This is a genomic window from Gemella sp. GH3 (genome assembly GCF_013415425.1).
Taxonomy (GTDB): domain Bacteria; phylum Bacillota; class Bacilli; order Staphylococcales; family Gemellaceae; genus Gemelliphila.
Window position 1 is genome coordinate 36,348 of record NZ_JACBYC010000202.1, and the last position, 26,649, is coordinate 62,996.

Consider the following 26,649-nt stretch of genomic DNA (forward strand, 5'->3'; position numbering starts at 1 on the left):
CTACAATCTGTCATATATTCTTATAAATAAATTACCCGATGCTATTATCTTATCCGTGTTTGTTTCAGATAAAGTTGTTTCTAATATTTTGTCAGCCAATCTTTCAAGGCGTTGTCTGTTCAATTCTCTTTGTTCCTCGTTTATTTTAACCTTCTCTTGATACTTACTATGGGGATTGTCAACTAGTACTTTTATTACTCTTTCTCCATCAACCCCTCTTATAACTTGTATCAATTTAGCTTTTTTCAATTTTGATATACAAGATTTAACAGCATCTTTATTGCTATTTAAAAATTTCACTATTTCACTATTTGTCGCTCTTGGATTTTCTCTTAAAAATTCTAATACTAACAATTTTTTACTCATTTTAATAAAACCTCTCACTTTTATGTAATTCTATAAATTTACTATTATTATCTCTTCTATTTACGTAATAAAATTCTGTAGCCTTTTGCTTACTCATATGCCTTAAAGCACTTAGTTTAGGATCGTATCCTTTTGTTCTTTTTGCATTTTTTATTTTTACTTCGTCATAATTACTCTCTATAAATATATAATCATATTTAATCCCGTTATTATGCAATATATCTAAATTATTAGTATCTGTTGCATATATGATTCGAAAGCCATTAACATTCCAAATATACCCATAACACAGTACATCATGTACACATTCAAAGGGAAAGAATGTATAATCTTTTGTATTAACATCATAGCCAGCGTTAGCTATAACATCTACGTCTATTTCTTGAGCTACTTCATAATTGCCTATAATTTTAATGTTTGGAAATAATTTTCTTATTTGCTTTACACAAGATTTATTTAAATGGTCACTGTGGATATGAGTGATTAATAGATAATTGATATTATATAAGCATTCTTTTATCTTTTTAAAAGGTACCCCACAATCAATCATTACATTTTCAATAATCACACAGTTCCCTTTGGATCCGCTAGATATTATTGTGTAGTTAATCACTTGATTTGATTCTCTCATTTAATAAAGTATTAAAAGAAGCCAATGCGTCACTAAACATAAAATCTAAAGATGTGCCACATTCTTCACCTTCTATCTTCTTAAATAATTCAAATAAATCCTCTTGATAAGCTGATGCACTATTCCCATTCAAATCGTTTAACCAAAACAAGCAATAATGCATAACTTTTTTAATATCAGCATTAGGAGTTTCGTGCTTGTCATAAATTCTAATAGGATATTTCAAAACGTTAAACCAGCACCCATATTGAAACCTATCTCCCATTACAGATTGCACCCAGTCAATACTTTCTTGCTTATTTCCTTTGGCATCTGTTTTAATATAATGGTTATTCTCCGTTTTCTTCACGTTTTAATTCCTCCCAATAATCAATCTCTTCTTGTATACTTGATATCACTTCATTTATTGATTTACGTATGTTTTTAGAAAAGTTAAAATCGTTCATAGTAGTATATAACCCCTCTATTGTTGATTTTCCATTTCTTATAGCTGTAGTTAGATTTCCCATTAACCACTCACCTCTACCTTATTAAATTCAGTCAAATCGCTATCCGTTTCATATACAACAAACGCTACACATTCATCGACAAACTGTATGCTTTTTATCTTTTTATTTTGTCTTTCTAAATCAACCAATAAATCATTAACAGCTATTTCTAAATGATATACGGCTTGTACTTTTCTTACTCGTATAGATCTCAATTTTACAATTCCTCCTTTTTATGCTATAATTTAATTAGATTTTTTATTTAAGTGACTGATTTATTCAGTTGCTTTTTTTCTTTTTGATGAATTTTTTTTTACTAAAATCCAAATAACCCCTCTTTCCTTTATTGATACAACTCCTAACATATATAACATCCATATTCCATTTCACGCTTATTATTTTAAAAACTTCATCTGTATAGCCGTGTAAAATTGATATTATAAATAAGAATATATGTATTGGCAAAGGACCTTCTGGATTACGTCTTAATTTAAGGTCAAATATTCGTTTCTTGACATCGTCTTTAGACTTGTTCAACTTTTTAGCTATTTCAGTTGCTGTATAAAACTCCCATGTTTTATACAGATATAAATCTTCTTCAATTGTCCACCTATTTTCCATTACTTAAACAACCTCCCATATCTATTATCGAATAATGCTGCTATAAACAAAGTTGGTATTGCAGCTATTGAAACGATATTTTTCCATTCTATGTTAGTCCACAATATTGCACATACAGTAATCGTTAAAATTGTTATGTATATATTGTTAAGATAAATTCTTTTTAGTTTTCTCATTATTTTATCCTCCTTTTACATATTTTTCAGTTTCGCGAGAAACTATATAATTTTCCCATTTTTCACAATTAAAATATATCTTACGTATTGATTTGACTTTTATATACTCAGCGTAGTTGCTAAGTTGTTTAACTTCGGGCAAATATTTGTAAAACGTAGGTATTGATATACCAATTATCCTGATAAGCTCATCTTTTTTTACCCAAACACTGCTCATTGTTCTCACCTCCTTTTTAATACTTCTTTGTACGCATCATAGCTCGCTTGTCTAGTTGTTAAATAATTAATAATATTGTTTAGATTTCGCATATTGTTTCCTTTCTTTATGTTATAATTACCTCATCTGCAGGTAAAACTTTAGTTAATCATAAGAAAACATCTCATTAAATGTAGAAATATTTTCTTTGATAACCTGGTGCATTACTAAAGATATACGATGTACGGTATCTTCATCTTGTTCTGTATATCCTGCACCATGGAATATAGCATGTGTTAATTCATGGATTAGCACTTGCTTTTTCTTTTCTGTGGATAGTGAACTCCTTATGTATATTTTTTGTTGTTCATAATCGCAATATCCCCACAAGTTCCTTTCATCATCAGGCGTTTTAAAATATTCTTGTTCTATCACTTCATATTCAAGACCTGATATTTTAATTTTCTTTGACATTTGTTCTCCTTTAATTTTATTTAGTTTAACCTTTAAATATATTCAAATCTATATCTAAAATATTTGCTATCTTAACTGCATTTCTTAAAGTAACAGTTTTTACTATTCCTTTTTCAATCTTATCTAAGGTTTGATAATTAACACCGCTCTCTTTAGCTAACCTATATCTACTAATACCTAGGAATTCTCTTTTATTTCTAACAACATCTTTAAATTCGTTCATACTGATAATTGACCTCATTTCTCTTAAATTGTTTAATAGTTTATTTTGTTAATTCACTCTTGTATTTCATTGATTACCGCACCTTTCATTGATATAATTTATTTACAAACACAATTACTATGAAAGGAAGTGTAAATTACTATGAAACTAAATTTTGATTTAATCAGAGAGTTACTACTAGAATGCGAATCTAAAAGTAACGATAGTAAACTTTCTCAAAGTGAAATAGACGTGTTCATAAGAAATAATGACTATTCACTAGAAGAAGTTGCGTATCATATACAAAGGTTATTAGAAGCAGGATTTGTAAAAGGTAAAGTAGAAATCCTTAATGGGCTAATTGTAATTTATCGTATATCTTGTATCACATGGGATGGACATCACTTCTTAGATACCATACGTTCTGAGAAAGTTTGGGATACTGCCAAAAAAGTTAGCAAAGAACTCGGTATAAGATCTCTTTCGGCATTTTTCCAAATAGCTACCACAACTGCTTCTCAAATGATAACTAATTATCTATAAATCCTTAAGAGGTTTTGAACAGTCATAACACAACTCTTGAATTTTTTTTAGTAAACTAGAAATATCCTCAAGAGTTGTTTCTTTATCTTGAAAGACAATTTCAACGTTAAGAGTATGTTTTGTCTCATTTATAACCTGTCCTCTGACGTCTTCTTCGATTAACTCTTTTTGTAAAATTTCATATCCTTTAACAGATATACTAGGAAAGGTAAAATTAGTTTTTTTCTCTATTAAATCTCCGTATGCAGCTTTTCTGTGATAACTTATCATTTCTCTTCCTCCTTAATTTAAAATTGTTAATTGCTCTTTTCTATATAACACTTTTAAATATATTCAAGTCTATATCTAAGACTTTAGCTATTTTTACTGCATTCTCTAATTTCAACGTATTGTCTATATTACTCTCAATTTTAAACAACATCTGTTGACTTAGCCCTGTAAGTTTGTGTAACTTATACCTAGTCATCCCTAATTCTTTTCTTCTTTTCAACATCAATTCATTAAATTTTTTCATATATAATTTGACCTTTCTTTACATTTTTGATAAACTCTAGTTGAGTATAACTTGGAAATATTTTTTGTTCTTTAGTCATTTTTTCGGTTATATAAATCTAATAGAAAGGAGATATAAAATATGAATGTTAAAGCTATTACACTAGATTATTCTATAGAAAGCTCACCCGTTGATGGTGACCTAGATATAAAATTCAAAAATACCTATACCGAGTTTAAAGGCAGTAACATAGTTATTGAACAAACTGCTGACGTTATTAAATCTTTAATGATTTATGATAATGGGCTAATAGTGTATTCAGAAATCTATGCTAGCCGAGCTCTAATTAAAACTAATAAAAAGATAATAAATGAAAATGGGCAACTTTTTATTGAAAATTAATTAAAACTCATTGAAATCATGTTATCAGTTATCTTTATTGATGATGACTTAATAGGCTTTTGCTTAAATGCGAAGTCTATTATTTTTTTTAATCCATATAATGCTAAAGCATTTATAACTAATCTACTCATTTTTCTTCCTCCTTAATTTAGTTTGTTGTTTATACTATTCATATTGTTTACATCCTAGTTTCAATATAAAATATTATTGAAAGGAGGTGTAAGCAATGTCTAAAGAACTTATAAAACCTGGTACAGATAATAAATCTGCTGGTTTATACAAAGAAGTAGGCCCAAGAGGAGGGAACGTCAATAATGCAAGAACTGTTCGCATAGATCAAGGCGACCGCCTACCACCTACTCAAAAACCAGGAAATAGATGGATTAAGAAGTAATATCTTTTCTAATCTTTGAAAAGCAGAAACATTTATTTCCTAAATTTAATTGAATCCAAGATTCTATATACCTTTTATCATTTTCTTGATATTCAGTTAAATAGTGCTTTGTATTTAGTGCTACTTTTAATCCTAGTCCTACGCTAGATAAAAGTAGTGCTATTTTTATTTTTCGTGGCATTCTTTTTCTCCTTCCTCCTTAATTTAATTTGTTGATTAGTCGCAATTGTCAAGGTACTCTTTCAACGCTTGATTAACTATTTGATTTTTTACCATTGAATTTCACTTCTTAATTAAAATATTTATGATATAATGTAGTTAAATATATATTAAGGAGTAAAATTTATGGATTTTTACACTGTATTAACTAGTATTTTTTCGTCTATTATAGCTTCTACATTTTCTTATTTTGCAGCAATACATAAAAACAAATCTTCTATTACAGCTCTTCAACTATCTCAAACAAATGAGATAGAAAAATTAAAGCTTATGTACGAAAAGGAAATAGAAAAATTAAAATTAATCCATGAAAAAGAATTAGAAAATAAATTTAAAAATTAATTCTGCTCTTCTTTTGAAGAGTTTTTTTTGTTTATTAAATTAGTTATTCCTAAAATAGTATCTAATACCCCTCTCATATATCCTCTAGTATAATCAGATTGAAGTAACTTTAAGTGTTCAGCAGTAAAACCTGAATCTTTTATTACTTTTTTTATTTTCTTCTTTCTTTGTCTTTTATTCACTTTTAAATCTCCTTTATTTTAGTTTTTATTTTGTTGAATTTTCATATTGTTTACATCCTAGTTTCAATATAAAATATTATTGAAAGGAGGTGTAATATCATGAGTGAATTAACAAATATTATAGTTTCAACTTTGGGTAGCGCAGCTTTAACTACAATATCGAAAGGACCTACAGAAACATTAAGTCAATGGTGGTACTATAACTTTGGGTACAAATCAGACATAAAATACTTACAAAAGAAGAAAGAAGTTGAGACTTTATATAAGAAAAATATTGTTGATGAAGTTTTAAAAATTCCTGATGAAAATATTCAAGAACCAAGAATGAATATTTTAGGTCCGGCTTTAGAAGCATCTAAATATTATATTGATGATGAAGAATTGCGTTTATTATTTTCTAAACTAGTAGCCTCATCAATGGATAATTCTAAAAACAATATAAGCCAACCTGCATTTGTTGAAATTATAAAACAAATGACTCCGTTAGATGCTCAAAATTTAATTTCTTTATATAAAAGAAATTCTAAAAACGCGATGGTAACATCTATACATTTAATTGATAAAGATACTAATAATTATTCAATAATTTTTGAACATTTCTATTTATACAACAATAACTCAACAAACTATTATCAAATTGCTACTTCTCTTGTTAATCTTAAAAGATTAGGGCTTATTAATATTGATTATTCTATACATCTTTCAGATAAAGAAAGATATAATATTTTTGAAAAAAACTTATTTTATTTAGAAATTAAAAATTCCATTAATAAAACGGAAAATCAAGAAGTTATTTTACAAAAAGGATTAATAACAATAACTAATTTTGGTCTTGATTTTTGTGAAATTTGTCTATAATTTTTTTTATAAATTCTTTTTCCTGATTAAACATTCTATCTATTAATTGTTTTGTTTTATATATGTGATAACTCATCATAATATAAGATATTAAAAAAGAAATTATTAATGGTATTATAAAAACAAGTATCATTTATTCTTTTTACCTTTCTTTTATAAATTACTAACACTCATAGAAATCATATCTGATGTTTGTTTTATTTCACTTTTAGCAATAGATTTTTGTTTTTTAATAAAGCCTATTGCTTTTTTAGTTACTAAAACTAATATACATATTTTTAATAATTTGTTCATTTTTCCCCTCCTTCCTCCTTAAACCAATCTTTGTTGATTAATCGCAATTGTCAAGGTATTCTTTCAAATCATCCATAGAAAACTCTAAAATATTACTTATTAAACATAATTTTTCAAATGATAACTTCCTAGAACCCCTTTTAAAATCGTATAGTATATTTTTATGTATACCCGTTGTTTTTGATAAGTTGTAATAAGTCATATTTTTCTTATCTAAATGCTTATCTATAAAATCTTTCATCCTAACTCCTTTCAATATTGATATGTACACGTTTTTGTTGTATAATTATTTCAGACAATCTTCTGATTGTTATAAAAAGGTAAAGGAGTTGGTCCCTTTGACCAAGTTTTTACTTAAAGCGTAATCTTGTGTAACGTATTCAGTTAACTTTATATTTAGCAGAGTATAGGTCGCTCCTAGAAATACTAATATAAGTATTGGTACCAAGAAAACATTACTAAGTAGCGCGCTGCTGCACTTGCTATAGCTACTTATATCCGTGGAAAGATAACAGGACAAAAGTGTCGAATAAGGGGTGTCGTGTTCCAGACATTCCTTATTTCGTTTTTTTTATTATCAAATTTAATTTGATTTAGTTTGTTGATTAGTCGCAACAGATGATTATTGCGAGTGTTGTTTTTTTTGTCCCAAATAAATCCTATCTTTAGAAATTTTATATAAATCACTCATCGCATTGAGTAAGTTTAAAGGTATCTTACTACTGTCTTTTTCGTATTTCGAAATCGTTTGATGATGCACATTTAATTTCTCTCCTGCTTCTTTCATAGTTAATCCCGCATTTACTCGTGCCGCTTCTAAAGTTATTTGTTCCATACTCTCTCCTTTCTAGTACTATTTTTTTCGTACTTATATTTTAAAGAAAAAGTGAGCTATACTCACAATTTCTAATAGCGGACTAAGACCTATTCGTCTTTATTAATAAAGTAAAAAGATATTAAACATATTACGAAACACAATAATATATATTTCATTTTTCTATATAATATGATATACTTTAGATTGTAAGGGGGCTTTGCCCCTTACATATTCATTTGTGTTTTAGAGTCTTCTTTCGAGAAGGCTTTTTCTTTTTGTTCTTAGCAATCATTATATTTGCTATTCCTGTTAAAAGAACTCCTATACTCGCTATCAACTCTATTACTTCTTTTAAAGTAATCATATCTTTTTCCTTTCTTAAAACTCAGGTCTTAATCAACCTTGTAATAATATTATACGAAAATAATCGTACTTTGTCAATACTATTTTATTAAAAATTATATTTTTTTTCGTACTTTTTTTGCGAAAACTATTGCTAAATTCGAAAAAAATCGTTATAATATAGAAAAGAGTTATCAAACGCTTTAAAGAAAGGAATGTGATTATGGCAAAATATAGCCCTCAAGAAATAGAAAATAGGAAATATTTCGCAGAAAGGCTTAATTACTTATCTCAAACGAATAACAAAAAACAGATTGATTTGCACAGAGATTTAGGCATTCCAAAAAGTACGCTTACTGGATATTTTAAAGGAAGGTCATTACCTAATCCGGGAAATCTTCAAAAAATCGCAGATTATTTTAATGTTTTAAAATCTGAATTAGATTTAAGATTTGCGGAAGAAAAATTCGATTTAATAGAAAAAAACAATTCTACTACTCCCAAACGAAAAGGTGTCAAAATACCTGTACTAGGAGAAGTAGCCGCTGGAGTACCTATAGAAGCCATTGAAGATATAATAGACTACGAAGAAATTACAGAAGAAATGGCAAGCCGCGGAGATTTCTTCGGTCTTAAAATCAAAGGTGATAGTATGGAGCCAGCAATAATGAATGGGGATGTTGTAATAGTAAGGCAACAACCTGACGCTGAAAGCGGAGATACAGTTATAGTAGTAGTCAATGGTGATAGTGCAACTTGTAAAAAAATCAAAAAGCACGCTAATGGCCTAATGCTAATACCTATAAATCCTAATTATGAAACAACATTTTATAGTAATGAAGAAATAACAACTATTCCCATTGTTATCATAGGAAAAGTAGTTGAATTAAGGAGACAATTTTAAATTATACAAAGGAGCTAAATTATGAAACATGGATTATAAAAAAGAAGAAAACAGAAAAGAATTTCTAGAATTTAAAGATAAAATATTAACAAAATTAAACTCCTTATTAACTCATGAACTACCTCATAAAAAATCTGCAATACTTACCTATTGGTTGAAAGACTATATTAATTTTTTAAATAGAGAAAAGAATTTCAAGCCTCATTTTTTACCTGTTTATAAATTTGGTCAAGTAGTAGAAGTTAATTTAGGTTATAATTTAGGAGCTGAGTTTGGAGGGCTACACTATGCCGTAGTCGTAAGTAGTAATGATAACAAATCAAATCCAAACTTAATAATTATTCCTATGAGTTCAAAGCAGTCTGAAAAAGTATATCATCAAAATTTAGATATTGGTAAATCTTTTTATGATGAATTTGAAAGAAAAATAGCAAAGCTTTCTAATAAAGCCGCTGAAGAGGTTATAAGTTTACAAAATGAAATGGATAATAACTGCAAAACCACACAGGATATCCTAAGGATGAGCAAAAAAGAAAAAGAATCTTTTAAACAATACCTTACAGAAATGAAATGTAAGATGGACAAAGCTGAGTCTATAGTAGAATATTGTAAACGTTGTATTATTAAAATAGATAAAATGAAAACTGGAAGTATTATTTTAACAAATCAAATTACTACTATAAGTAAAATGAGAGTGACTAATCCTATTAAGATTGACGATACTCTATATGATATCATACTTTCTGATAACATAATGGAACACTTAAAGAGAAAATTATCTAAAACAATATTTTAATTTATTGACTTCAATCAAATATATGTGTATAATATAAACATACGGCAATTGAGTTTGTCACTACAATTTAGATAGAGCAATTAAGTTTGCTATTACATTAAGGAGCCTATGTTTATAACATGAGCTCCTTTTTTTGCATTAAAAGAAATAAACCATATACCTACTATCGCAATTAACTATAACTTAGATTACAAGATTTGCGAAGAAAGGATGAGGTATTTAAGATAGCACTAGCTATCTATTATGTTCAAAAGAACTCCAAAATAAATATGATATTGAAAGGAGATTTTATTATGAAAAAATCTAAAATTTTATTAACTACTTTAATAAGCACAGGTGTTTTATTGGCAGCACCAGCAAGCACAAATGCTGAAGGACCGCATTTTAAAAATTGTTCTGAAGCTTGGGCAGCAGGATATGCAAATATCAAAGAGGGAGAACCTGGTTACGCTCCACACCTTGACGGAAGAAAACATAAGGACGGTGTAGCTTGTGAACTTAAATATTCTAATGGTAAATACAAGCCAAAAACTAAAGACGGATTACCTTTAAACAAGGTCACTAACAGAACGGAAGATAGTACGTCTAATAACAAGGCAGAAGACAACAATTCTAACAATGATATTGTAGATAACGAAACAGACTACGTTGTTAAACAAGGAGACATTGTAGGTATTACATTAAATAAGTATGGCGAGAATTTAAATTTCTCTATATCTGATGAGAACGTAGCAAAAATAAATAAAGTTACTGATAATGCCTTAAAGTTTTTATACAGTGATAATGCATATAAAATAGATGTAGAAGGGTTAGATAATGGAACAGTTACTTTAAATATATTTGATGCAAAAGGCGACAAAATAGCTGAAAAAACTATAAAAGTTGTTTCTAGTATTGACAGACCATCTTCAAATGCAGATTACACTATTCGTGTCGGAGAGAAATTAGAAGTAGCTACACATAATATTAATGAAATTATAAATGTTTACTCTGAAAATACTAATATAGTTGATACTGATACATATCCTTTTGTAAGTATTGGTAGTCCCGAAGGAACTTTCAGAGGTTTTAAAACCGAGATAATAGGGAAAAAAGAAGGTGTTGTCTATGTGTATATATTGGATAAATTTTACAGAGTAGAAGTCCTACCAGCTGTTAATAGCAACAATGATAACATAAGCATTGATTATCCTACAAACACAAATGGTACCATTGATATGCCTTCACTTGATCCTATATCTCCAGCTACTCCTAACAAAACTAGTGAAAATCATAAAAAGTTAGTTAGCAAGGCAACTAAAACAAATAATAAAAAAGTAGATACTAAAAAAACGTCTACTAAAGTATTACCAAAAACAAGTGCAGTTAAATAATTAATAGGTAGTATAATTTGGGAGTCAGGCGACCCTGGGTTGCCAAGAAAGAACTCAAGTTATAATTAGCTTGGGTTCTTTTTGTTATAAAAATTACTAACACTAGAGCATACAACCCCTTGCTACAACTGAATTCTAGCATTTGCAACCGACTGTAATTACATACGGTTAAAACAACAAAAACCACTACACTCCTGTTTGGCGACATAGTGTAATGGTTTCTTGAAAAATTTTCTAATGAAATTATAACATAAATAAACTCTTAATAAAAGGAGATTGAATATGGATTATAAAAAAGAATTTTTTAAATTTCAAAATAATGAAATTGTGAAAAATAAAATAGGTGAAGTAATAGAAATAATAGATGAAAAAAGAATAATCATATCTATTGGTGAAGATGACGGATTGAAAAAAGGTGATAAAATTTTAATTTATGTTCTAGGACCAGAAATTATAAAAGATGACATATCTTATGGCACCCTAGATAAAAATAAAGAAACTGTAGAAGTAGTTGAAACATATCCAAAAATGTCCATATGCTCAAAAATAACAGTAAAAATTGAAAAACCGAGTAGTAATTTATCCATTTTAACTGAAACATTAAGAGAGCAATTAATTAATAACAATTTAATTGATATAGAGCACAGAGTTGTTGAAGATTTAGATATTGAAGAAAATTATTTTTCAGACGAATTAGCTGAGTTCTTAGATACATATGACAAAACAATAAACATAGGAGATAAGGCAAGGGTTACTATTGACAAAGATAACCACTTATAGTATAATTGGAATATAAGTGAACGGACGCTGCATTAGGTGTCTAGAGAATAACCTTTACAACTTTATTGTTTGTAGAGGTTTTTTTCTTTCCTTTGCAAAATGAATATGACAATAAATTTAGATAAACCTTTTTATAATTATGAACAACAAATTCAAAGATTAAAATATAAGAACATTCAAATAGAGAATAAAGATAAAGCTTATGAAATACTATCGTGCGTATCATATTTTACATTAATCAACAGTTATAAAAATTCACATCTTTATAAAGATAATAAATTTGTTACTGGTGTATCTTTAGAAATATTAAAAGATTTATACTATTTTGATTTAGAATTACAAGGAATATTATTTAAATACTTAACTATAATAGAGGCTTCTTTAAAAACAAAATTATCTTATGAAATTTCTAAAAAATTTGGAGTATACACCCCAATAGAAAATCGTAATGAAAGTATTGATTTAACTACTAGTTACTTAAATAGAAAATTATACTCTAGTACAAATTCTAATAGAAATAAAATACTTGGAAAATTAAGAAAGCATATACAATCTAGTTATGAAAATCCATTAAAATTATATAAGTATGGAGATAAAGAAAAAGGCATATCTGCAAAAAATCATATTCCACCTTGGGTATTGGTTAAGAATATATATTTTAAGGACGCTATAGATTGGTATAGTATATTGCCTGCGAATGGTGAAGACCTGAAATTAAATATTATCAAACAATTTTATAATAAAAATTATTTTAATAATGAAGATTTAAAAAACTTCTTTATATCTTCACTTAAAATACTAAATCAATATAGAAATGCAATTGCACACAACAATAAATCTATAAATATTAAATTAACTCGTGAATTGGATATAAGATTAGTAGAAAAATTTACAAATGACAAATATGTATTTAATAGCTCTGATATTAAACATATGAAAGAAAGCATTTTTCCAATATTATTCATAATAATAACTTTACTACCTATAGAATATTTACGTGCCAAAATGATTGTAGAATTAGAACAAATATTCAAAAAATTAAAAAAACAGTCTAATGACTTGTATAACATAACTCTTTTAGTTGCTAACTTACAACCTGATTTTTTAGACAAATTAGCTAAATTAGTAATAAATATACACCGTGATAAGGTAAATAAATAATAAAAACTCCCCCACTTCGCCAAAAGTGAGAGAGTATGCCAGTAAGTCCACTTTGAGAGTTTTATCCTCGTCAAAATAAAACTAATTATCTCAAAGTTACTTAAAATACAGCGTATAGAATAATACACTTGAACAACTAATATTATACTATACGTTTCTTAATAATGCAAATTTTGAAAGGATCGTATTTTTTATGCACAAAATAAAACTAGAAAACGGCAAATTTAAATTCGTTGAAAGCTACACAGGTCTTGATGGCAAGCGTCATAGAGTTTCTGTCACTAAAAATAACCAAACTCGTGCGACTGAAAAACAAGCTTATCAGGAATTACAAGAAAAAATAAATAAAAAACTAAACAAAGATGTTGGATATAAGAATGTAGGATATTATATTGATGAATTTTTAAAACATAAAAGAAGTTATGTGGCTGATAATACTTATAAACAGTACAAACAAGGCTTAGCCTTATTAGATAGAAATATAATAATAATTCAATTGAATAAAAGCTTTCTAGAAAGCTATATCAATGATTTAAGGAGTAAGTATGCCCCTAATACTTTGAATATTTATAAAACCATATTAAATATATTTTTTAAATATGTAAAAAAATATTACCATAAAGATTTTGACCTAAATATAGAATTTAAATTGACTAAAGAAGACAAAGCAAAAGAAATAAACAAAGTGAAATTTATTGAAACGAATAAAATAAAAGAGATTTTATCAAAAATAAAACAACCTATTGTACGCGATTTTGTAACAGTTCAACTATTAACAGGATTGCGGGCTGGAGAGTTGTTGGCTTTGCAAAAAGAGGACATTAATTTTGAAAATAATATATTAAATATCACAAAAACAAGGCATAAGAATGGGAATGTGGCATCTCCAAAAACTTTAACAAGTATCAGAAAAATAGAAGTTAGCCAAGCTGTTATTGATATATTATATAATAATTTAACAGATGAAAGATATATTTTCGATGTTAGTCTAGGAAACGTAAATTCTTATTTGAGACCTTTCAAATTATCAACACATATATTCAGGCACACCCACGTTGCGCTACTAGTTGAACAAGGCATACCAATTAAAGTAATAAGTGAGAGAATGGGCCATTCAGATATATCAACTACACTGAATATATACACTCACGTGACTCAAAATATGAAAGTTGATTTAGTTAAAAAACTAGAAAATCTAGGCACTTTTTAGGCACTTTAATTTTAAAAATAACTATTAAATTTGATATATCAATCATTATAGAATTATTACAAGTAATACTATCCGTTATATCTTCTGTAAATACACGTCTTACAAATTCTATACTAGCTAGAATATCTATTGCTTTAACTTGACCTATACCTTTATGTTTAACTAATTCATTATAAGTAACATTTTTTAAATTATTAATACCTCCAATATCTTCCAAAATATTATCAGCTAACTCTATTACATTAATATTTTTAGTTCCTGTTCTTAACATAATAGCCAATAATTCCTTATTACTAAGATTACCTGCTCCGTATTTTCTTAGTTTCTCTCTAGGTCTATCTTCATTCTTAATACTTCTAATATTCCTTCCTACAACCATAAAATAATCTCCCTTTGCAAAATTACTGTAATATATGCCAAACATATATACGGCGCTAATGCAACTTTATACTTCTTACTTTCTTTTTTTACTATTATCAAATAAAGAGCAAAAAATCCTGCATAAATAAATGTATATGCAAATAAATATACTCCCTCTATTAATGATAAAATTAGTGATAAGCTAGAAAATAGTTTTATATCGCCATATCCTATTCCTTCTTTCGTTATTAAATAAACTATATTATAAAATAATGTTAATATAAAAAATATAATGATTTGTTGCATATTAAAATCACATAAAAACTTGACTATTATTAATATGAATAAAATTAATTGTAACTTTACATTTATTTCATAAGTATTAATGTCTTCTATAGCTATAAAAATTAAAATCAAAACTAGCCAATAATCTATGTAATTTATAAAAAAAAGATAATTATATGAAAAGATATAAACGAGAGCCATTATAATAGAGGATAATTCATATAAAAAAATGGAATGAGGTATTTGTTGCTTACAATATCTGCACTTACCTCGTAAAAATAAATAACTAAAAAATGGAATTAAATCAAAAAATGATAAGTCGTGATTACAGTTAGAACATCTACTCCGTCTAACAAAAAAATTCTTATTAATTTTACTATCACCCAAACATTTTATAAAACTAGCTAATAGCAAGAAAAGTAAAGAGTTAAAATAAATCATATTAACACCTACCTTTACTAGATAATATGTTAATTATATTGTATTACATATAAATTATGTTCGTCAAATAAAAATAGAATTAAAATATAGAATATTTTAAACTTTTGTTCAACTTGTTCACAAATATTCTTTATTTCAATTCTTAAAAAATTAATAATTATTATTCTAATATTTAACTAATGGCTCTTCGTTTTGCTTGCAATATTAGTTTTAACCCTACAAAGAAGTAAATTATACAACTTATAAACAAAATTCCGATAGTAAATATTAATATTGCAATAGAATAAACTAATAGTACAAAACCAAATAAGTATAAGCTTTTGAATTTAAACTGTAGAAATACTAAAATTAATAATAGTAATATAAAAACAGCCACGTATAAATAAGATAATTTCCCCATAATCTCAAATATATAGTTCAAATCTTTCGTTGAAATATTAGCACTATCCATAGTTAATCTAGTTTGTTCTCTAATTTGATCAACTAACTTAACCCTAAGATAGTCTGTACTAGCATATTCTCGAAAACTTTGAATCCAAATTATAGAAAAAATAATATACAAAAAATATACTATGTTAGCTACAAATAATAAAAATTTTTCTAATTTTGTTAAATTCATAATTATATATTCTCTTCATTCATACAATTTTTACAAGTGCCATATATAGCAATAGTATCATCTTGAACTTCAAAATTATATTCATTATTAACATACTGTATTAACTTATTAAAAATAACATTAGAAATCGTCGTAATATTATGGCACTTGGTACAAATTAAATGATGATGTGTACCGTTATCTAATTTTTGACGTAGATGATATTTTGATATACCATTTCCAAAAGTTATTTTTTCCAAAATTTTCAAATCGTAAAATATATCTAACGTTCTATAAACTGTAGCTAAGCCTATTTCTGGATTAATACCTTTTAATATAAAATATAATTCTTCTGCGCTAAGATGCTCTGATTCATTCTCTACTAATATTTTAACGATAGTTTCTCTTTGCGGGGTAAGTTTATAAGAAGATTGTTGAATAGTAGATATTATATTATCATAAATAGACATATTTAACTAACTCCTTCTCCTTAACCATTCTAAAGCTATTATAGTTTTACTATCAGTTAGTATATTTTTATCTAACATATCATATACTTCGTCTAAAGAATATCTCTTGACGTTCAAAAATTCATCTTCATCTAGTTTCAAATTTCCAAGAATATTACTATCAATATTATCTACAAAATATATAGATATCAATTCTGAGCTATATCCTACTGCAACGTGTGTGTCATAAATTTTAGAAAAATGTTCTTTTGACACTTGATATCCTGTTTCTTCTTTTAATTCTCTAACCGCACAGTCTAATGGATTTTCTCCTAAATCTAATTTCCCTGCTGGAATTTCCAAAGTAACTCTCTCAGCTGCTTTTCTATACTGTTCAACTAACAAAACTTCTTTTTTAGAAGTTAATGCCAAAATAGCGACAGCTCCATTATGCTTTAAAATTTCTCTTTTAGACATTGTCCCATCAGGAAGTTCTACATCATGGACTTCTACATTCAAAATTCTTCCCTTATAAACTATATCTTTTTTTATAGTTTTTTCTTCTAAACTCATATACATACCTCCATACTATATATTATACTCATCTAAGTCATTTACTACAAAAACATTATTAGGTAGATTATTACTTAAATTATCTATGGTAGCTTTATCATAACGAGAGCTAATATGTGTTAAATATATTTTATCAAAATTCTTTAATTTTACAAAATTATAAATATCTAATATATTTATATGTTTATACTTTTGTGCAAGTTCATACTCTTCTTCTTTTAGATATGTACATTCAGATATTATTACATCAGCATCACTTACAAAATCTAATATTTTTTCAAAATAACTCGTATCAGGTATTATGGCAATACATTTTCCCCTTTTATTATCTCCTAAAAAATCCTTAGATACATACTCTACACCATTATAAATAAAAGTTTCTTGATTCTTAACTTCTCTATAAAATGGTCCGGGTTCTATTCCTATTTCTCGTAATTTATCAACTAATAAAGTACCTTTTTGATTTTTAAAATATACTTTAAAACCAAAACATTGTATAGTATGATTCAAAGAAATGATATCTACTTTAACAACACTATTTTCATAAATTGTTGTTGTATCATTATATTCAACATAGTAAATAGGATAGTTTAACTTAGTATTAGTAATTTTCATATTAAATTCTACAAATTTTTCTATCCCTTTTGGTCCGTAAATAGTAAGTGGCAATTCCTCTTTATTTAGAAGAAAACTACGTGAAGATAAAAATCCAATCAGCCCTAAAATATGATCACCATGAAAATGACTTATAAATATCCGATTTATTTTAGATGGTTTTATATTAGTATGCATAATTTTATGTTGGCTTCCTTCACCACAATCAAACATCCAACATTCTTTTAATTCTTGCATAAAATTAAAAACTATACTCTGTGTATTTCTATATTTCGACGGTATTCCTGCTCCCGTACCTAAGAAATGTACTTTCATAAATTATTACAACCTTATAGTTTTACTACAATTACTTGAGCATCTTGTAAACAAGTAATAACGTGCATATTATTTTTTTCTATTTCCAACATTTCAAACTCATTAAGCATTTCAACAGTATCTTCAGTAGCTACAGTAATTTTCCCTGAGATATTAAATATTATGATATTCTTATCATTGCTATAATTATCTGTTTGATTACCACTTTTCAAGTTCATATGAACTACTTGATAATTATCATTTTCAGAAACTATGCCACCTAATAAAATATTTTTATCCAATGTCGTTTTTTTCATTCTTATCGTCCCTTTCTAATATATAATCCGTCTTGCTCTATAGTTATTTTTTTATTTTTGAATAGACGTCCTACAGCTTTCTTAAAGCTTCCTTTACTCATACCAAAAATCGCTCTAATTTCCTCTGGTGATGATTTATCTGTAAAATCACAATACCCGTTATTGTTATTAATATAATCTAGAATAGTTTGACTATCCTCATCAATTCTCTCATGCGCTCTAGGAAGAAAAGAACCATTTAATTCTCCATTATCTTTTACCCCTATTATACGAACAGACACTAATTCTCCTAATCTAGGCTCTTTTATCCTTTCTGACTCGTGAACAAATATCTTATATCCATCTTTTGATAATAAAAACGTTCCTACCTTCATAAGTCTGTAGGGATAAGCCTCTATTTCTTTATTGAATAATTCCTTACTAGCTTGCGAATACAAACTTTGAACAATCGTTTCACTAGCTAACCTAGCATAAAGTTGACCTTCATAATCTCTACGTAAAGTTATAAATAACTCATCTCCCTCTTTTGGCCAAACTGAACGTAGCTTGGGTAAATCTTCTGCTACCAATAAAATTTCTCTTGAAAATCCTATATCAAGACCGACTCCCTCATTACTTACTTTTACAACTTTACTAAATCCATAATCTCCGTACAAAACATCAGGTATATTAGGTGTTGCAAATAACTTCCCACTTCTTGAAGGATAAATAAACATAGAATATTCTTCTCCAATTTGATAGTCATCTATATTATTTACGTCAGACTCATTACAATTAACCTCTGTTCCATCTTCTGTTTCAAAGATTAATGATGAACTACGCTTTTCTATCAATATCAAAAAATGTATTTCTCCAGTTATAAATTTATCTTCTTTTCTCATATATTCTCTCTTTCTTTCTAAAATAAAAAGGTTGATTAAAAAATATCAACCTTTCATATATTACAAGCATTCTCATGCTTAAACTAAATACAATTACTTAATTACTTTATTTTTAATTTCTTTTAGCTGATTTATCCTAACTTCCTTAGGCAAAAATCTTCTTATTTCATCCTCGTTATATCCTACTTGTAACCTTTTATTATCTACTATAATAGGTCTTCTTAGCATACCCGGGTTGTCTTGAATTACCTTGTATAATTCTTGTAATGACATTGTATCAATATCTATATTTAACTTTTGAAACGTTTTCGATCTAAACGATATTATATCTTCTGTACCATACTCTGTTATAGCTAATATATTTTTTATTTCTTCTATCGTCAGTGGTTCAGAGAAAATATTTCTCTCTAAAAATTCTATATTATTTTCCACAAGCCAAGCTCTTGCTTTTCTACAAGAAGTACAACTAGGCGACGTAAATAATGTAACTACCATCGACAATCACACTCCTCTATAAAAATAACTTATATTTTCATACCTACCTATACTATTACATTATACTATAGTGTTACTATTTTTGCAATAAGATTATAAAATATAGTTCAATATTTTTTATTAAATTGGAGCATAAATACCGTTAAAATACATTATTATAACAAAAATATTTTTTATTTATAATGAGTAAATAAAATCATACTTTATTATATACTATATATAATTTAAAATATTTAATCTAACAAAAACAATATTTAGTATTTATATTTTTATAATTGCTAGATATTATTTATAAAAATATTACTTCATGTTTATAATAAATCATTAGTTAATAAGTAACCTTCTTTTATTCTAAACTTAACTGGTCTTTTAGATGTTTGTTCAATAATATCTTTAGATAATACCTCTAATAGTAATGATATATTATATTTTTATCTCTCTAAATATTAATTAATCTATCTTTATCTAATTTAATGGTTACTAAAAAACATTAAATAGAAAAAAATAAGAAACTTTTAAGAAACTCAATTTGTATCCCACCTAAAAAAAGAAAATAAATAACTTTTATCTTTTTATTTTAAAATTTATATAACCTATGCTATAATCAATATATAAGGTGTTGCTGCAAACAACACCTAGTGTAGAACCGTTATAAAGACGGTGGCTCATATTACAGAATTTATCCGTCCTACTCGCTCAAAAGTGGTGACGGATTATTTTTAATTATATTTAATTTAATTTTATTAAATAAAAAACAAGGTTTTTTAACCTTGTTTTTTATTTGTATACCAGTAGTCGGGGTCGAACCGACACGTCCAAAGGACACTGGATTTTGAGTCCAGCGCGTCTGCCAATTCCGCCATACTGGCTAAACATTACTTTAATATAATAACATATCTATTTTAGAAAATCAATAACTATTATTAAAAATATTAGTCTACCATTTTAGAAAATACTTTGTAATTAATAATAATTACTTTTATGATGTACGTTTAGATAATTCCCTACAACTCATAATTAATTTTGAAAAAGTATATTAACTTTCATTTTTGTTTTCTGATACTCAAAATAAACAATTCATATTGTTCTTATTATAAATATGCATACAAATAATAGTTATAAAATATGTGTTGGTAACGATTCTTAGATAATATAATTTTATATGATTTTTGTGATGTTCGTTTTTGATAATAATACTATTTATAAATCGCTTTAATTGTGCTTTTTATAGCTATTTGAACATTGACAAACATTCGAATTTTCCTTATAATTGTTTTTGTCTTTTTATTTTTTTGACAATATTAATTAAGGAGGATTCTAATGAAAGACAGTAAATTTTTCGGAATACTGCAACGTGTCGGTAGATCATTTATGTTACCCGTTGCAGTTCTTCCTGTTGCTGGACTTCTACTTGGTGTTGGTGCTTCGTTTACTAATCAAACAACGATTAAGCAATACGGATTAGAAGGTATTTTAGGTGCAGGAACATTTTTAAACACAATATTAACAGTAATGAGTAACGCAGGTAGTGCAATATTTGGTACTTTACCACTGATTTTTGCAGTTGGTGTTGCTATAGGTATGGCACAAAAGGAAAAAGAAGTTGCAGCATTATCAGCTATGATTGCATTTTTTGTAATGCACACTTCTATCAATGCAATGTTAGTAACTCATAATAAAATATTAGCTGACGGAACAGTAGCAAAAGATGTATTAGAAGGTACTATAACTACTACTGTAGGTATTCAGTCGCTAGAAATGGGTGTTTTCGGTGGTATTATTGTAGGTTTAGGCGTTTCATACTTACACAATAAATTCTACAAAATTCAACTACCTAATGCTTTATCATTCTTTGGTGGTAGTAGATTTATTCCTATTATTTCTACAATAGTTTTTGTTTTTGTAGGTATAATTATGTATTACGTATGGCCAACAATCCAAAGTGGTATTTACGAAGCTGGTAGTTTAGTAACTAAGACTGGGGTATTCGGTACATTTATATTCGGTATTATCAAACGTGCTTTAATTCCGTTTGGACTTCATCACGTATTCTATATGCCATTTTGGCAAACAGGTCTTGGTGGATCATTAGAAGTTGCAGGTAAATTAGTTCAAGGTGGACAAAACATCTTCTTTGCTCAATTAGCAGATCCAAATACAACTCATTTTAGTGCAGATGCTACTAGATACTTCTCAGGAGAATTTATATTTATGATTTTTGGATTACCTGGTGCTGCATTAGCTATGTATCATACAGCAAAAGATAATAAGAAGAAAGTTGCTGGAGGATTATTATTATCAGCAGCATTAACTTCTATGTTGACAGGTATTACTGAGCCAATAGAATTTTCATTCCTATTCGTTGCTCCGATATTATTTGTAGTACAAGTTATATTAGCAGGAGCAGCCTATATGATAGCTCACGTACTTAATATAGCAGTAGGTCTTACGTTCTCTGGAGGTTTCTTAGACTTATTCTTATTCGGAATTTTACAAGGTAATTCTAAAACTAGTTGGTTGTATATTATCCCTGTAGGAATTGCTTACTTCTTCTTATATTACTTCATTTTCAGATTTTTAATTACAAAATTAAATCTAAAAACTCCTGGACGTGAAGACGATAATGACGATGTAAAACTTCATTCAAAACAAGATTATTTAGATAAACAAGGAAATACTAATAATAATAACAAATCTGAAGCTAGCAATCAAATAACATTAGTAGCTGAAGGTTTAGGTGGAATAAACAATATTACAGATGTTGACGCTTGTGCAACAAGACTAAGAACTACTGTAAAAGATCCTGATTTAGTAAATGAAGATATTCTAAAACAATCAGGTTCTCTTGGAGTAGTAAAAGTTGGTAATGGTGTTCAAGTAATTTATGGACCAAAAGTATCTGTAATCAAAACTGAATTAGAAGATTATTGGGAAAATAATAAATAATTTAATAATTAAAATAGTTAGCATTTATAATAAATGTTAACTATTTTTTATTTATATAGTATTGTGATATAATGATAAAAAATACGGAGGTGGTAATATGAATATAGCTTGGATAGGTGTTGGAGTAATGGGAGAAAGTATAATAAATCATTTACTAAACGCTGGGCATAATTTATTTGTTTATAATAGGACTGTTTCAAAATGTGAAAATGTAGTAAATAATGGTGCAATACTACTAAATAATATTAGTGATGCCCCAAAAAATGCAGATATTATTTTTACAATGGTCGGATATCCTAAAGATGTAGAAGAAGTATATTTAGGAGAAAATGGCCTGTTAACTACAACAAAAAGTAATCAAATATTTGTAGATTTAACTACTTCATCGCCTGAATTAGCACAAAAAATAGCAGAAAAATTAGCAGAAATAGGTTCTTTTGGCTTGGATATTCCCGTTACTGGAGGAGATATTGGAGCAAAAAATGGAACATTAACTCTACTAGCAGGAGGAAATAAAGAGATTCTAGACAAAATTAGTCCTATTTTAAATACATTTTCTAGTAGTATTAACTATTTTGGAAAATCTGGAAATGGACAACGTGCTAAATTAGGTAATCAAGTAGCTATTGCTACTACTATGATTTCTCTTGCAGAAAGTTACACATTTGCCAAAAATCAAGGACTTGATGTCGAAAAATTTTTAGAAACTATATCAAAAGGTGCAGCATCTAGTTTCTCTATGTCTGCATATTACCCTAGAATATTAAATAATGATTATAAGCCTGGATTTTTTATACATCATTTTCTAAAAGATATGAAATTAGCTCTTGATGAATGTGAGAAAGCTAACATAAAATTACCAGGATTAAACTTAGCTTATGATATGTATAATAGCTTATCAGAAGATATAAAATATTCTGAAGGAACACAATCTATAATAAAATACTACAAATAAACATATACAAATTATATAGCAGTATTATACTCACATAAGTAAGTGTACTACTGCTATACGATTTATTTTATAAATATCATTTCTTAACAATAATCTTAAAATAAGATTTATAAACTTTATAATGCTATGAGACTATTTTTATTTCGAAAAAATTTAAAAAGCATACCAAATTTTATTGGTATGCTTTTTAATATAACTTTTAAAATCTATTTAATTATTTTTCTGTAAACCGCAATAACGCTAGATAATAATAATGCTAAAATTGCTACTACGTAGCTAGCTACATTATCGCTTACCCCTGTATTTGATAATTTTTTCTTATCAGAAGATGCTTTATTGTTAGTTTTATTAGATAAAGTTTTACTTTCTGGATTAGATTTTTTGTCTTCCATCTTCGGTTTCTCCGGCATTGGCTTAACGTTGTCTTCCATCTTCGGTTTCTCTGGCATTGGTTTTACTTCGTCTTCCATCTTCGGTTTCTCCGGCATTGGCTTAACGTTGTCTTCCACTTTTGGTTTCTCCGGCATTGGTTTTACTTCGTCTTCCATTTTCGGTTTCTCCGGCATTGGCTTAACGTTGTCTTCCATCTTCGGTTTCTCTGGCATTGGTTTTACGTTATCTTCCATCTTCGGTTTCTCTGGCATTGGTTTTACGTTATCTTCAACCTTTGGTTTTTCCGGCATTGGTTTTACGTTATCTTCCATCTTCGGTTTCTCCGGCATTGGTTTTACGTTATCTTCCATCTTCGGTTTCTCCGGCATTGGCTTAACGTTATCTTCTACTTTCGGTTTCTCCGGCATTGGTTTCACGTTATCTTCCATCTTCGGTTTCTCCGGCATTGGTTTTACTTCTGGTTTTTTTGTCCCTATTTCTATAACTTTATTTACTGGATTTTTAGTTACTTCATTAGATATAAGTTCTTTTGATAATATTTCATTCCCTTTTTTGCGAACTTTATATTTTAATGTTCTTTCACCATTAACTCCCTCAGTCTTAACTTGACTTACCCCTACTTCTAATTCTGAATTTTCTACCTCTATAGTTGAATACTCTACCTTACTAATCTCTGTTTCTACACTTTCTACAACTGCTGGAGTTAGTGGTGTTAGAGGTAAAGTTTGTTTCTCATTGTCTTTTATAAATTTCTCAACTTCTTCTCTAATTCTATTTACAATCTTAGGCATAAAAGTTTTATATTCAGTATCTCCTGATAAAGTAGCTCCCTCTAGCTCTTTAGCTATTGGCATCAATTTAGTTGCTAATTCTTTAGCTTTTTCATTATCTTTAGTAGGTAATTTACTTATAAGGTTATTTATTTCTTCCTTACTTTTTTCTAACTCTGCTTTATAAGAGTTATATTCTTTTTCATACTCCGCAATTTCTTTTTTTGCATATCCAAAATAAGTTTCCGCTAGTCCATCTTGATCATCACCTATAAGTTCTATTATTCCTTTTTGTTTCTTCAATGAAGATACTATTTCTGAAGACAATGGTTTTTGTTCCAAATCTTTAATTAATTTATCTAATTCATTTAAAACTTCAGCTTTTTTTTCTAAATTATTAATAATACGTTTCAAATCATTAAATTTTGGAACAAGTTCCCTATCTACATAATTCTCTAAACCAATTCCTTCTAATGAAGCATGGTTTGATGCTTTGGTTTGTTTAAGATAATCATTAAAATACTTTTCTATATTTTCATTTCCAGGATATTTTTGTCTATATTTTGCAATTATCCTTGTTAATTCTTCTATTTTCGCTTGTCTTATAAAATCATTTAAATCTTTATTTATTTTTTCTAATAAAGATAATTTTTTAGATTCTGGTTTATCAACTATTTCTGTATAAAACCCGTTTATAGTACGTATACCTGTTTTGAAGTTAACGTACCAAAGGTCATGTTGTAATTCATAATCTTCTGTATCGGGAGCTGTCTTTAGTTTGTCTACATTAGACAGACTTTCTTCTGCTTTATCTATTGTAGCTTTCATAATATTTATAAATTCTTTACGATTTTTTAAATCTGCTTCTTCTAGTAATTTATTAGCTTCAGCTTCATTACTATTATCCAAAATTCCATTATATGTACTTCTCTGTTCGTCTGTAAGATACTTTAAATTTTGAATTTGCTTTCTTACTTTTTCTACAGATTCAAAAGTTATACGGTCTTTTTCAGCCTCTTCTTTAGCTTGAGCTAAAATATTTTTTATTTCATCCTTTGATGATATATTTTCAAGTTGTTTAATATATTTACCTTTATCTTTTAGATAATTCATCTTCTGTATTTCATCTTTAGCCTTATCTATTTCAATATATAATTCACTTCTTTCCATTTGAGCAATCTCTTTAGCAAAAGCTTCTGGAATCTCTTTAGTAACTTTGGTTAAACTTGATTCTTTATCTAGTAATTCCTTGTATTTGCCTTTTATTTCTTTTGATACATGATATTTATCAAATTCTGATTTCTTTTCTTCTTTAGCTTGCTTTAAGGCAGCAGCATAATCTCTTTCCAAAAAAGGTTTGTATTCATCAATATTTTTAAATTGTTTATATCCGTTACTATCTATTATAAGCCCATAATTAACAAAATTTAACAATGCCTCATTCATTTTTTTCTCATCAGATATTTTATTTTCAAAAATCATAGTTAGGTCATCCCCTGGAGCATCACCAATTATTGAGGCATAATAGCCATAATCAACATCTACTAATTCTTTAATTTTATTATAAATTTGACGATACTCATCTACCTTCGATTGAGTAACTTCTTCGGCAGTTGCTATATTATTAACATTATGAAATGACGGTATTCCCGTAGCTAACAACATAGTGGCAATAGTTATAGATCCTACACCTAACTTCTTCTTTCTTATTGAATATTTTAGTACTTTATCTTTTTTTGAGTCTATCATTATTTTATAATAAGAAAATGTATAATTTAATAAACTATACTATCCTTATCCTTCCTCCCTTATATTTATTTATACCATATGAAATATCACAACATAATTATATTTATACCTAAAGTTATATTTCATATGAATTACTATTTAGAATTATATAATAATGACTAACCGTTGTCAATTTCAAATAAATTCGTAAAACTTATATTTAATCTTAATTAATGAATATTTATAATATGTTGAAAAATAACTTAATTATATGAAAACTTGCTG

General features: G+C 27.4%; 41 protein-coding genes and 1 tRNA gene. 13 read left to right on the top strand and 29 right to left on the bottom strand.

The window, feature by feature from the left end; all coding sequences use genetic code 11:
- From HZY83_RS07480 to HZY83_RS07525, 10 genes are all read right to left on the bottom strand, one after another.
- Positions 1 to 366 carry a winged helix-turn-helix transcriptional regulator gene (locus HZY83_RS07480; RefSeq protein ID WP_179943424.1) on the bottom strand — a complete coding sequence of 122 codons (366 nt, stop codon included), beginning with the start codon at positions 364 to 366 and terminating at the stop codon, positions 1 to 3.
- 1 nt (position 367) lies between these two features.
- Positions 368 to 934, bottom strand: coding sequence for an MBL fold metallo-hydrolase (locus HZY83_RS07485; RefSeq protein ID WP_370520058.1), 567 nt, complete (start codon positions 932 to 934; stop codon positions 368 to 370).
- Between the two features lie 37 nt (positions 935 to 971).
- Complete coding sequence (locus tag HZY83_RS07490) at positions 972 to 1,346, bottom strand: DUF3310 domain-containing protein (RefSeq protein ID WP_179943426.1); 375 nt, start codon at positions 1,344 to 1,346, stop codon at positions 972 to 974.
- Positions 1,327 to 1,506 (bottom strand): hypothetical protein, encoded by a 180-nt coding sequence (locus HZY83_RS07495; protein ID WP_179943427.1) that lies wholly within the window; start codon positions 1,504 to 1,506, stop codon positions 1,327 to 1,329. Before HZY83_RS07495 ends, HZY83_RS07490 begins: the two co-directional genes overlap by 20 nt.
- The gene (locus tag HZY83_RS07500; RefSeq protein ID WP_179943428.1) at positions 1,506 to 1,700 is read right to left on the bottom strand and encodes a hypothetical protein; all 195 of its coding nucleotides are present in this window, start codon (positions 1,698 to 1,700) and stop codon (positions 1,506 to 1,508) included. The genes HZY83_RS07495 and HZY83_RS07500 overlap by 1 nt, the downstream gene beginning before the upstream one ends.
- Before the next feature lie 64 nt (positions 1,701 to 1,764).
- The gene (locus tag HZY83_RS07505; RefSeq protein ID WP_179943429.1) at positions 1,765 to 2,106 is read right to left on the bottom strand and encodes a hypothetical protein; all 342 of its coding nucleotides are present in this window, start codon (positions 2,104 to 2,106) and stop codon (positions 1,765 to 1,767) included.
- The gene (locus HZY83_RS07510; RefSeq protein ID WP_179943430.1) at positions 2,106 to 2,282 is read right to left on the bottom strand and encodes a hypothetical protein; all 177 of its coding nucleotides are present in this window, start codon (positions 2,280 to 2,282) and stop codon (positions 2,106 to 2,108) included. Before HZY83_RS07510 ends, HZY83_RS07505 begins: the two co-directional genes overlap by 1 nt.
- 4 nt (positions 2,283 to 2,286) lie before the next feature.
- Positions 2,287 to 2,499, bottom strand: a complete 213-nt coding sequence (locus tag HZY83_RS07515; RefSeq protein ID WP_179943431.1) for a hypothetical protein — start codon at positions 2,497 to 2,499, stop codon at positions 2,287 to 2,289.
- 144 nt (positions 2,500 to 2,643) lie between these two features.
- Positions 2,644 to 2,952: an ImmA/IrrE family metallo-endopeptidase gene (locus tag HZY83_RS07520; RefSeq protein WP_179943432.1), complete on the bottom strand. Its 309-nt coding sequence runs from the start codon at positions 2,950 to 2,952 to the stop codon at positions 2,644 to 2,646.
- A gap of 25 nt (positions 2,953 to 2,977) precedes the next feature.
- Positions 2,978 to 3,175: a helix-turn-helix domain-containing protein gene (locus HZY83_RS07525; RefSeq protein WP_179943433.1), complete on the bottom strand. Its 198-nt coding sequence runs from the start codon at positions 3,173 to 3,175 to the stop codon at positions 2,978 to 2,980.
- Positions 3,176 to 3,316: 141 nt separating this feature from the next.
- Between HZY83_RS07525 and HZY83_RS07530 the strand changes: the two genes are divergently transcribed.
- The gene (locus tag HZY83_RS07530) at positions 3,317 to 3,697 is read left to right on the top strand and encodes a DUF2513 domain-containing protein (protein WP_179943434.1); all 381 of its coding nucleotides are present in this window, start codon (positions 3,317 to 3,319) and stop codon (positions 3,695 to 3,697) included.
- Here HZY83_RS07530 and HZY83_RS07535 read toward each other — a convergent pair.
- Both HZY83_RS07535 and HZY83_RS07540 read right to left on the bottom strand, forming a co-directional pair.
- Positions 3,692 to 3,967 (bottom strand): hypothetical protein, encoded by a 276-nt coding sequence (locus HZY83_RS07535; protein ID WP_179943435.1) that lies wholly within the window; start codon positions 3,965 to 3,967, stop codon positions 3,692 to 3,694. The genes HZY83_RS07530 and HZY83_RS07535 overlap by 6 nt on opposite strands.
- A gap of 40 nt (positions 3,968 to 4,007) precedes the next feature.
- Positions 4,008 to 4,211: a helix-turn-helix domain-containing protein gene (locus HZY83_RS07540; protein WP_179943436.1), complete on the bottom strand. Its 204-nt coding sequence runs from the start codon at positions 4,209 to 4,211 to the stop codon at positions 4,008 to 4,010.
- 120 nt (positions 4,212 to 4,331) lie between these two features.
- Here HZY83_RS07540 and HZY83_RS07545 point away from each other — a divergent pair, with 120 nt between their 5' ends.
- Positions 4,332 to 4,592, top strand: coding sequence for a hypothetical protein (locus HZY83_RS07545; RefSeq protein WP_179943437.1), 261 nt, complete (start codon positions 4,332 to 4,334; stop codon positions 4,590 to 4,592).
- On the opposite strand, the gene HZY83_RS08510 is transcribed toward HZY83_RS07545, so the two are convergent.
- Entirely contained in the window at positions 4,589 to 4,723 is a 135-nt protein-coding gene (locus tag HZY83_RS08510) for a hypothetical protein (protein WP_255460164.1), read from the bottom strand. The two genes, HZY83_RS07545 and HZY83_RS08510, sit on opposite strands and share 4 nt — an antisense overlap.
- Positions 4,724 to 4,818: 95 nt before the next feature.
- On the opposite strand from HZY83_RS08510, the gene HZY83_RS07550 reads away from it, so the two are divergent.
- Positions 4,819 to 4,986, top strand: coding sequence for a YjzC family protein (locus HZY83_RS07550; RefSeq protein WP_179943438.1), 168 nt, complete (start codon positions 4,819 to 4,821; stop codon positions 4,984 to 4,986).
- Here the strand turns inward: HZY83_RS07550 and HZY83_RS07555 are convergent.
- Positions 4,976 to 5,167: a hypothetical protein gene (locus HZY83_RS07555; protein WP_179943381.1), complete on the bottom strand. Its 192-nt coding sequence runs from the start codon at positions 5,165 to 5,167 to the stop codon at positions 4,976 to 4,978. The two genes, HZY83_RS07550 and HZY83_RS07555, sit on opposite strands and share 11 nt — an antisense overlap.
- Positions 5,168 to 5,331: 164 nt before the next feature.
- On the opposite strand from HZY83_RS07555, the gene HZY83_RS07560 reads away from it, so the two are divergent.
- A complete protein-coding gene (locus HZY83_RS07560; RefSeq protein WP_179943439.1) occupies positions 5,332 to 5,547 on the top strand; it encodes a hypothetical protein in 216 nt (71 codons plus the stop codon).
- Here the strand turns inward: HZY83_RS07560 and HZY83_RS07565 are convergent.
- Positions 5,544 to 5,729: a hypothetical protein gene (locus HZY83_RS07565; protein ID WP_179943440.1), complete on the bottom strand. Its 186-nt coding sequence runs from the start codon at positions 5,727 to 5,729 to the stop codon at positions 5,544 to 5,546. The genes HZY83_RS07560 and HZY83_RS07565 overlap by 4 nt on opposite strands.
- Before the next feature lie 99 nt (positions 5,730 to 5,828).
- Here HZY83_RS07565 and HZY83_RS07570 point away from each other — a divergent pair, with 99 nt between their 5' ends.
- The gene (locus HZY83_RS07570) at positions 5,829 to 6,587 is read left to right on the top strand and encodes a DUF4393 domain-containing protein (protein ID WP_179943441.1); all 759 of its coding nucleotides are present in this window, start codon (positions 5,829 to 5,831) and stop codon (positions 6,585 to 6,587) included.
- 153 nt (positions 6,588 to 6,740) lie between these two features.
- On the opposite strand, the gene HZY83_RS07575 is transcribed toward HZY83_RS07570, so the two are convergent.
- From HZY83_RS07575 to HZY83_RS07585, 3 genes are all read right to left on the bottom strand, one after another.
- On the bottom strand, positions 6,741 to 6,881 hold the full coding sequence (locus tag HZY83_RS07575) for a hypothetical protein (protein ID WP_179943442.1): 141 nt from the start codon (positions 6,879 to 6,881) through the stop codon (positions 6,741 to 6,743).
- Positions 6,882 to 6,918: 37 nt separating this feature from the next.
- Entirely contained in the window at positions 6,919 to 7,122 is a 204-nt protein-coding gene (locus tag HZY83_RS07580; protein ID WP_179943443.1) for a helix-turn-helix domain-containing protein, read from the bottom strand.
- A gap of 381 nt (positions 7,123 to 7,503) precedes the next feature.
- On the bottom strand, positions 7,504 to 7,716 hold the full coding sequence (locus HZY83_RS07585; protein ID WP_179943444.1) for a helix-turn-helix domain-containing protein: 213 nt from the start codon (positions 7,714 to 7,716) through the stop codon (positions 7,504 to 7,506).
- Positions 7,717 to 8,263: 547 nt separating this feature from the next.
- On the opposite strand from HZY83_RS07585, the gene HZY83_RS07590 reads away from it, so the two are divergent.
- From HZY83_RS07590 to HZY83_RS07615, 6 genes are all read left to right on the top strand, one after another.
- On the top strand, positions 8,264 to 8,944 hold the full coding sequence (locus tag HZY83_RS07590; RefSeq protein WP_179943445.1) for a LexA family transcriptional regulator: 681 nt from the start codon (positions 8,264 to 8,266) through the stop codon (positions 8,942 to 8,944).
- 28 nt (positions 8,945 to 8,972) lie between these two features.
- Positions 8,973 to 9,740, top strand: coding sequence for a type II toxin-antitoxin system PemK/MazF family toxin (locus HZY83_RS07595; protein WP_179943446.1), 768 nt, complete (start codon positions 8,973 to 8,975; stop codon positions 9,738 to 9,740).
- 293 nt (positions 9,741 to 10,033) lie between these two features.
- The gene (locus tag HZY83_RS07600; protein WP_179943447.1) at positions 10,034 to 11,113 is read left to right on the top strand and encodes an excalibur calcium-binding domain-containing protein; all 1,080 of its coding nucleotides are present in this window, start codon (positions 10,034 to 10,036) and stop codon (positions 11,111 to 11,113) included.
- A gap of 282 nt (positions 11,114 to 11,395) precedes the next feature.
- Positions 11,396 to 11,893: a hypothetical protein gene (locus tag HZY83_RS07605; RefSeq protein WP_179943448.1), complete on the top strand. Its 498-nt coding sequence runs from the start codon at positions 11,396 to 11,398 to the stop codon at positions 11,891 to 11,893.
- Between the two features lie 105 nt (positions 11,894 to 11,998).
- Complete coding sequence (locus HZY83_RS07610; RefSeq protein ID WP_179943449.1) at positions 11,999 to 13,054, top strand: Abi family protein; 1,056 nt, start codon at positions 11,999 to 12,001, stop codon at positions 13,052 to 13,054.
- Positions 13,055 to 13,247: 193 nt separating this feature from the next.
- Positions 13,248 to 14,264: a tyrosine-type recombinase/integrase gene (locus HZY83_RS07615; protein ID WP_179943450.1), complete on the top strand. Its 1,017-nt coding sequence runs from the start codon at positions 13,248 to 13,250 to the stop codon at positions 14,262 to 14,264.
- Here the strand turns inward: HZY83_RS07615 and HZY83_RS07620 are convergent.
- The 10 genes from HZY83_RS07620 to HZY83_RS07665 all read right to left on the bottom strand — a co-directional run bounded on the left by HZY83_RS07620 (position 14,233) and on the right by HZY83_RS07665 (position 20,441).
- Entirely contained in the window at positions 14,233 to 14,643 is a 411-nt protein-coding gene (locus HZY83_RS07620) for a UPF0758 domain-containing protein (RefSeq protein ID WP_179943451.1), read from the bottom strand. The genes HZY83_RS07615 and HZY83_RS07620 overlap by 32 nt on opposite strands.
- Entirely contained in the window at positions 14,634 to 15,350 is a 717-nt protein-coding gene (locus HZY83_RS07625) for a prepilin peptidase (protein ID WP_179943452.1), read from the bottom strand. The genes HZY83_RS07620 and HZY83_RS07625 overlap by 10 nt, the downstream gene beginning before the upstream one ends.
- Before the next feature lie 172 nt (positions 15,351 to 15,522).
- Positions 15,523 to 15,969: a hypothetical protein gene (locus tag HZY83_RS07630; RefSeq protein ID WP_179943453.1), complete on the bottom strand. Its 447-nt coding sequence runs from the start codon at positions 15,967 to 15,969 to the stop codon at positions 15,523 to 15,525.
- A 2-nt stretch (positions 15,970 to 15,971) separates the two neighbouring features.
- Positions 15,972 to 16,418 carry a Fur family transcriptional regulator gene (locus HZY83_RS07635; protein ID WP_179943454.1) on the bottom strand — a complete coding sequence of 149 codons (447 nt, stop codon included), beginning with the start codon at positions 16,416 to 16,418 and terminating at the stop codon, positions 15,972 to 15,974.
- A gap of 6 nt (positions 16,419 to 16,424) precedes the next feature.
- Positions 16,425 to 16,970, bottom strand: a complete 546-nt coding sequence (locus HZY83_RS07640; protein WP_179943455.1) for an NUDIX domain-containing protein — start codon at positions 16,968 to 16,970, stop codon at positions 16,425 to 16,427.
- A 15-nt stretch (positions 16,971 to 16,985) separates the two neighbouring features.
- A complete protein-coding gene (rnz, locus tag HZY83_RS07645; protein ID WP_179943456.1) occupies positions 16,986 to 17,900 on the bottom strand; it encodes a ribonuclease Z in 915 nt (304 codons plus the stop codon).
- A gap of 14 nt (positions 17,901 to 17,914) precedes the next feature.
- A complete protein-coding gene (locus tag HZY83_RS07650) occupies positions 17,915 to 18,196 on the bottom strand; it encodes a hypothetical protein (protein ID WP_179943457.1) in 282 nt (93 codons plus the stop codon).
- Between the two features lie 2 nt (positions 18,197 to 18,198).
- Positions 18,199 to 19,077 (bottom strand): CvfB family protein, encoded by an 879-nt coding sequence (locus HZY83_RS07655; RefSeq protein WP_179943458.1) that lies wholly within the window; start codon positions 19,075 to 19,077, stop codon positions 18,199 to 18,201.
- Between the two features lie 93 nt (positions 19,078 to 19,170).
- Complete coding sequence (gene spxA / locus HZY83_RS07660; protein WP_179943459.1) at positions 19,171 to 19,572, bottom strand: transcriptional regulator SpxA; 402 nt, start codon at positions 19,570 to 19,572, stop codon at positions 19,171 to 19,173.
- Between the two features lie 786 nt (positions 19,573 to 20,358).
- Positions 20,359 to 20,441, bottom strand: a tRNA-Leu gene (locus HZY83_RS07665).
- 451 nt (positions 20,442 to 20,892) lie between these two features.
- On the opposite strand from HZY83_RS07665, the gene HZY83_RS07670 reads away from it, so the two are divergent.
- Positions 20,893 to 22,518 carry a PTS transporter subunit EIIC gene (locus HZY83_RS07670; protein ID WP_179943460.1) on the top strand — a complete coding sequence of 542 codons (1,626 nt, stop codon included), beginning with the start codon at positions 20,893 to 20,895 and terminating at the stop codon, positions 22,516 to 22,518.
- Between the two features lie 97 nt (positions 22,519 to 22,615).
- Positions 22,616 to 23,473 carry an NAD(P)-dependent oxidoreductase gene (locus HZY83_RS07675; RefSeq protein WP_179943461.1) on the top strand — a complete coding sequence of 286 codons (858 nt, stop codon included), beginning with the start codon at positions 22,616 to 22,618 and terminating at the stop codon, positions 23,471 to 23,473.
- A 206-nt stretch (positions 23,474 to 23,679) separates the two neighbouring features.
- Here the strand turns inward: HZY83_RS07675 and HZY83_RS07680 are convergent, their stop codons facing one another.
- Positions 23,680 to 26,385 (bottom strand): GAG-binding domain-containing protein, encoded by a 2,706-nt coding sequence (locus tag HZY83_RS07680; protein WP_179943462.1) that lies wholly within the window; start codon positions 26,383 to 26,385, stop codon positions 23,680 to 23,682.
- Positions 26,386 to 26,649: the final 264 nt, after the last annotated feature.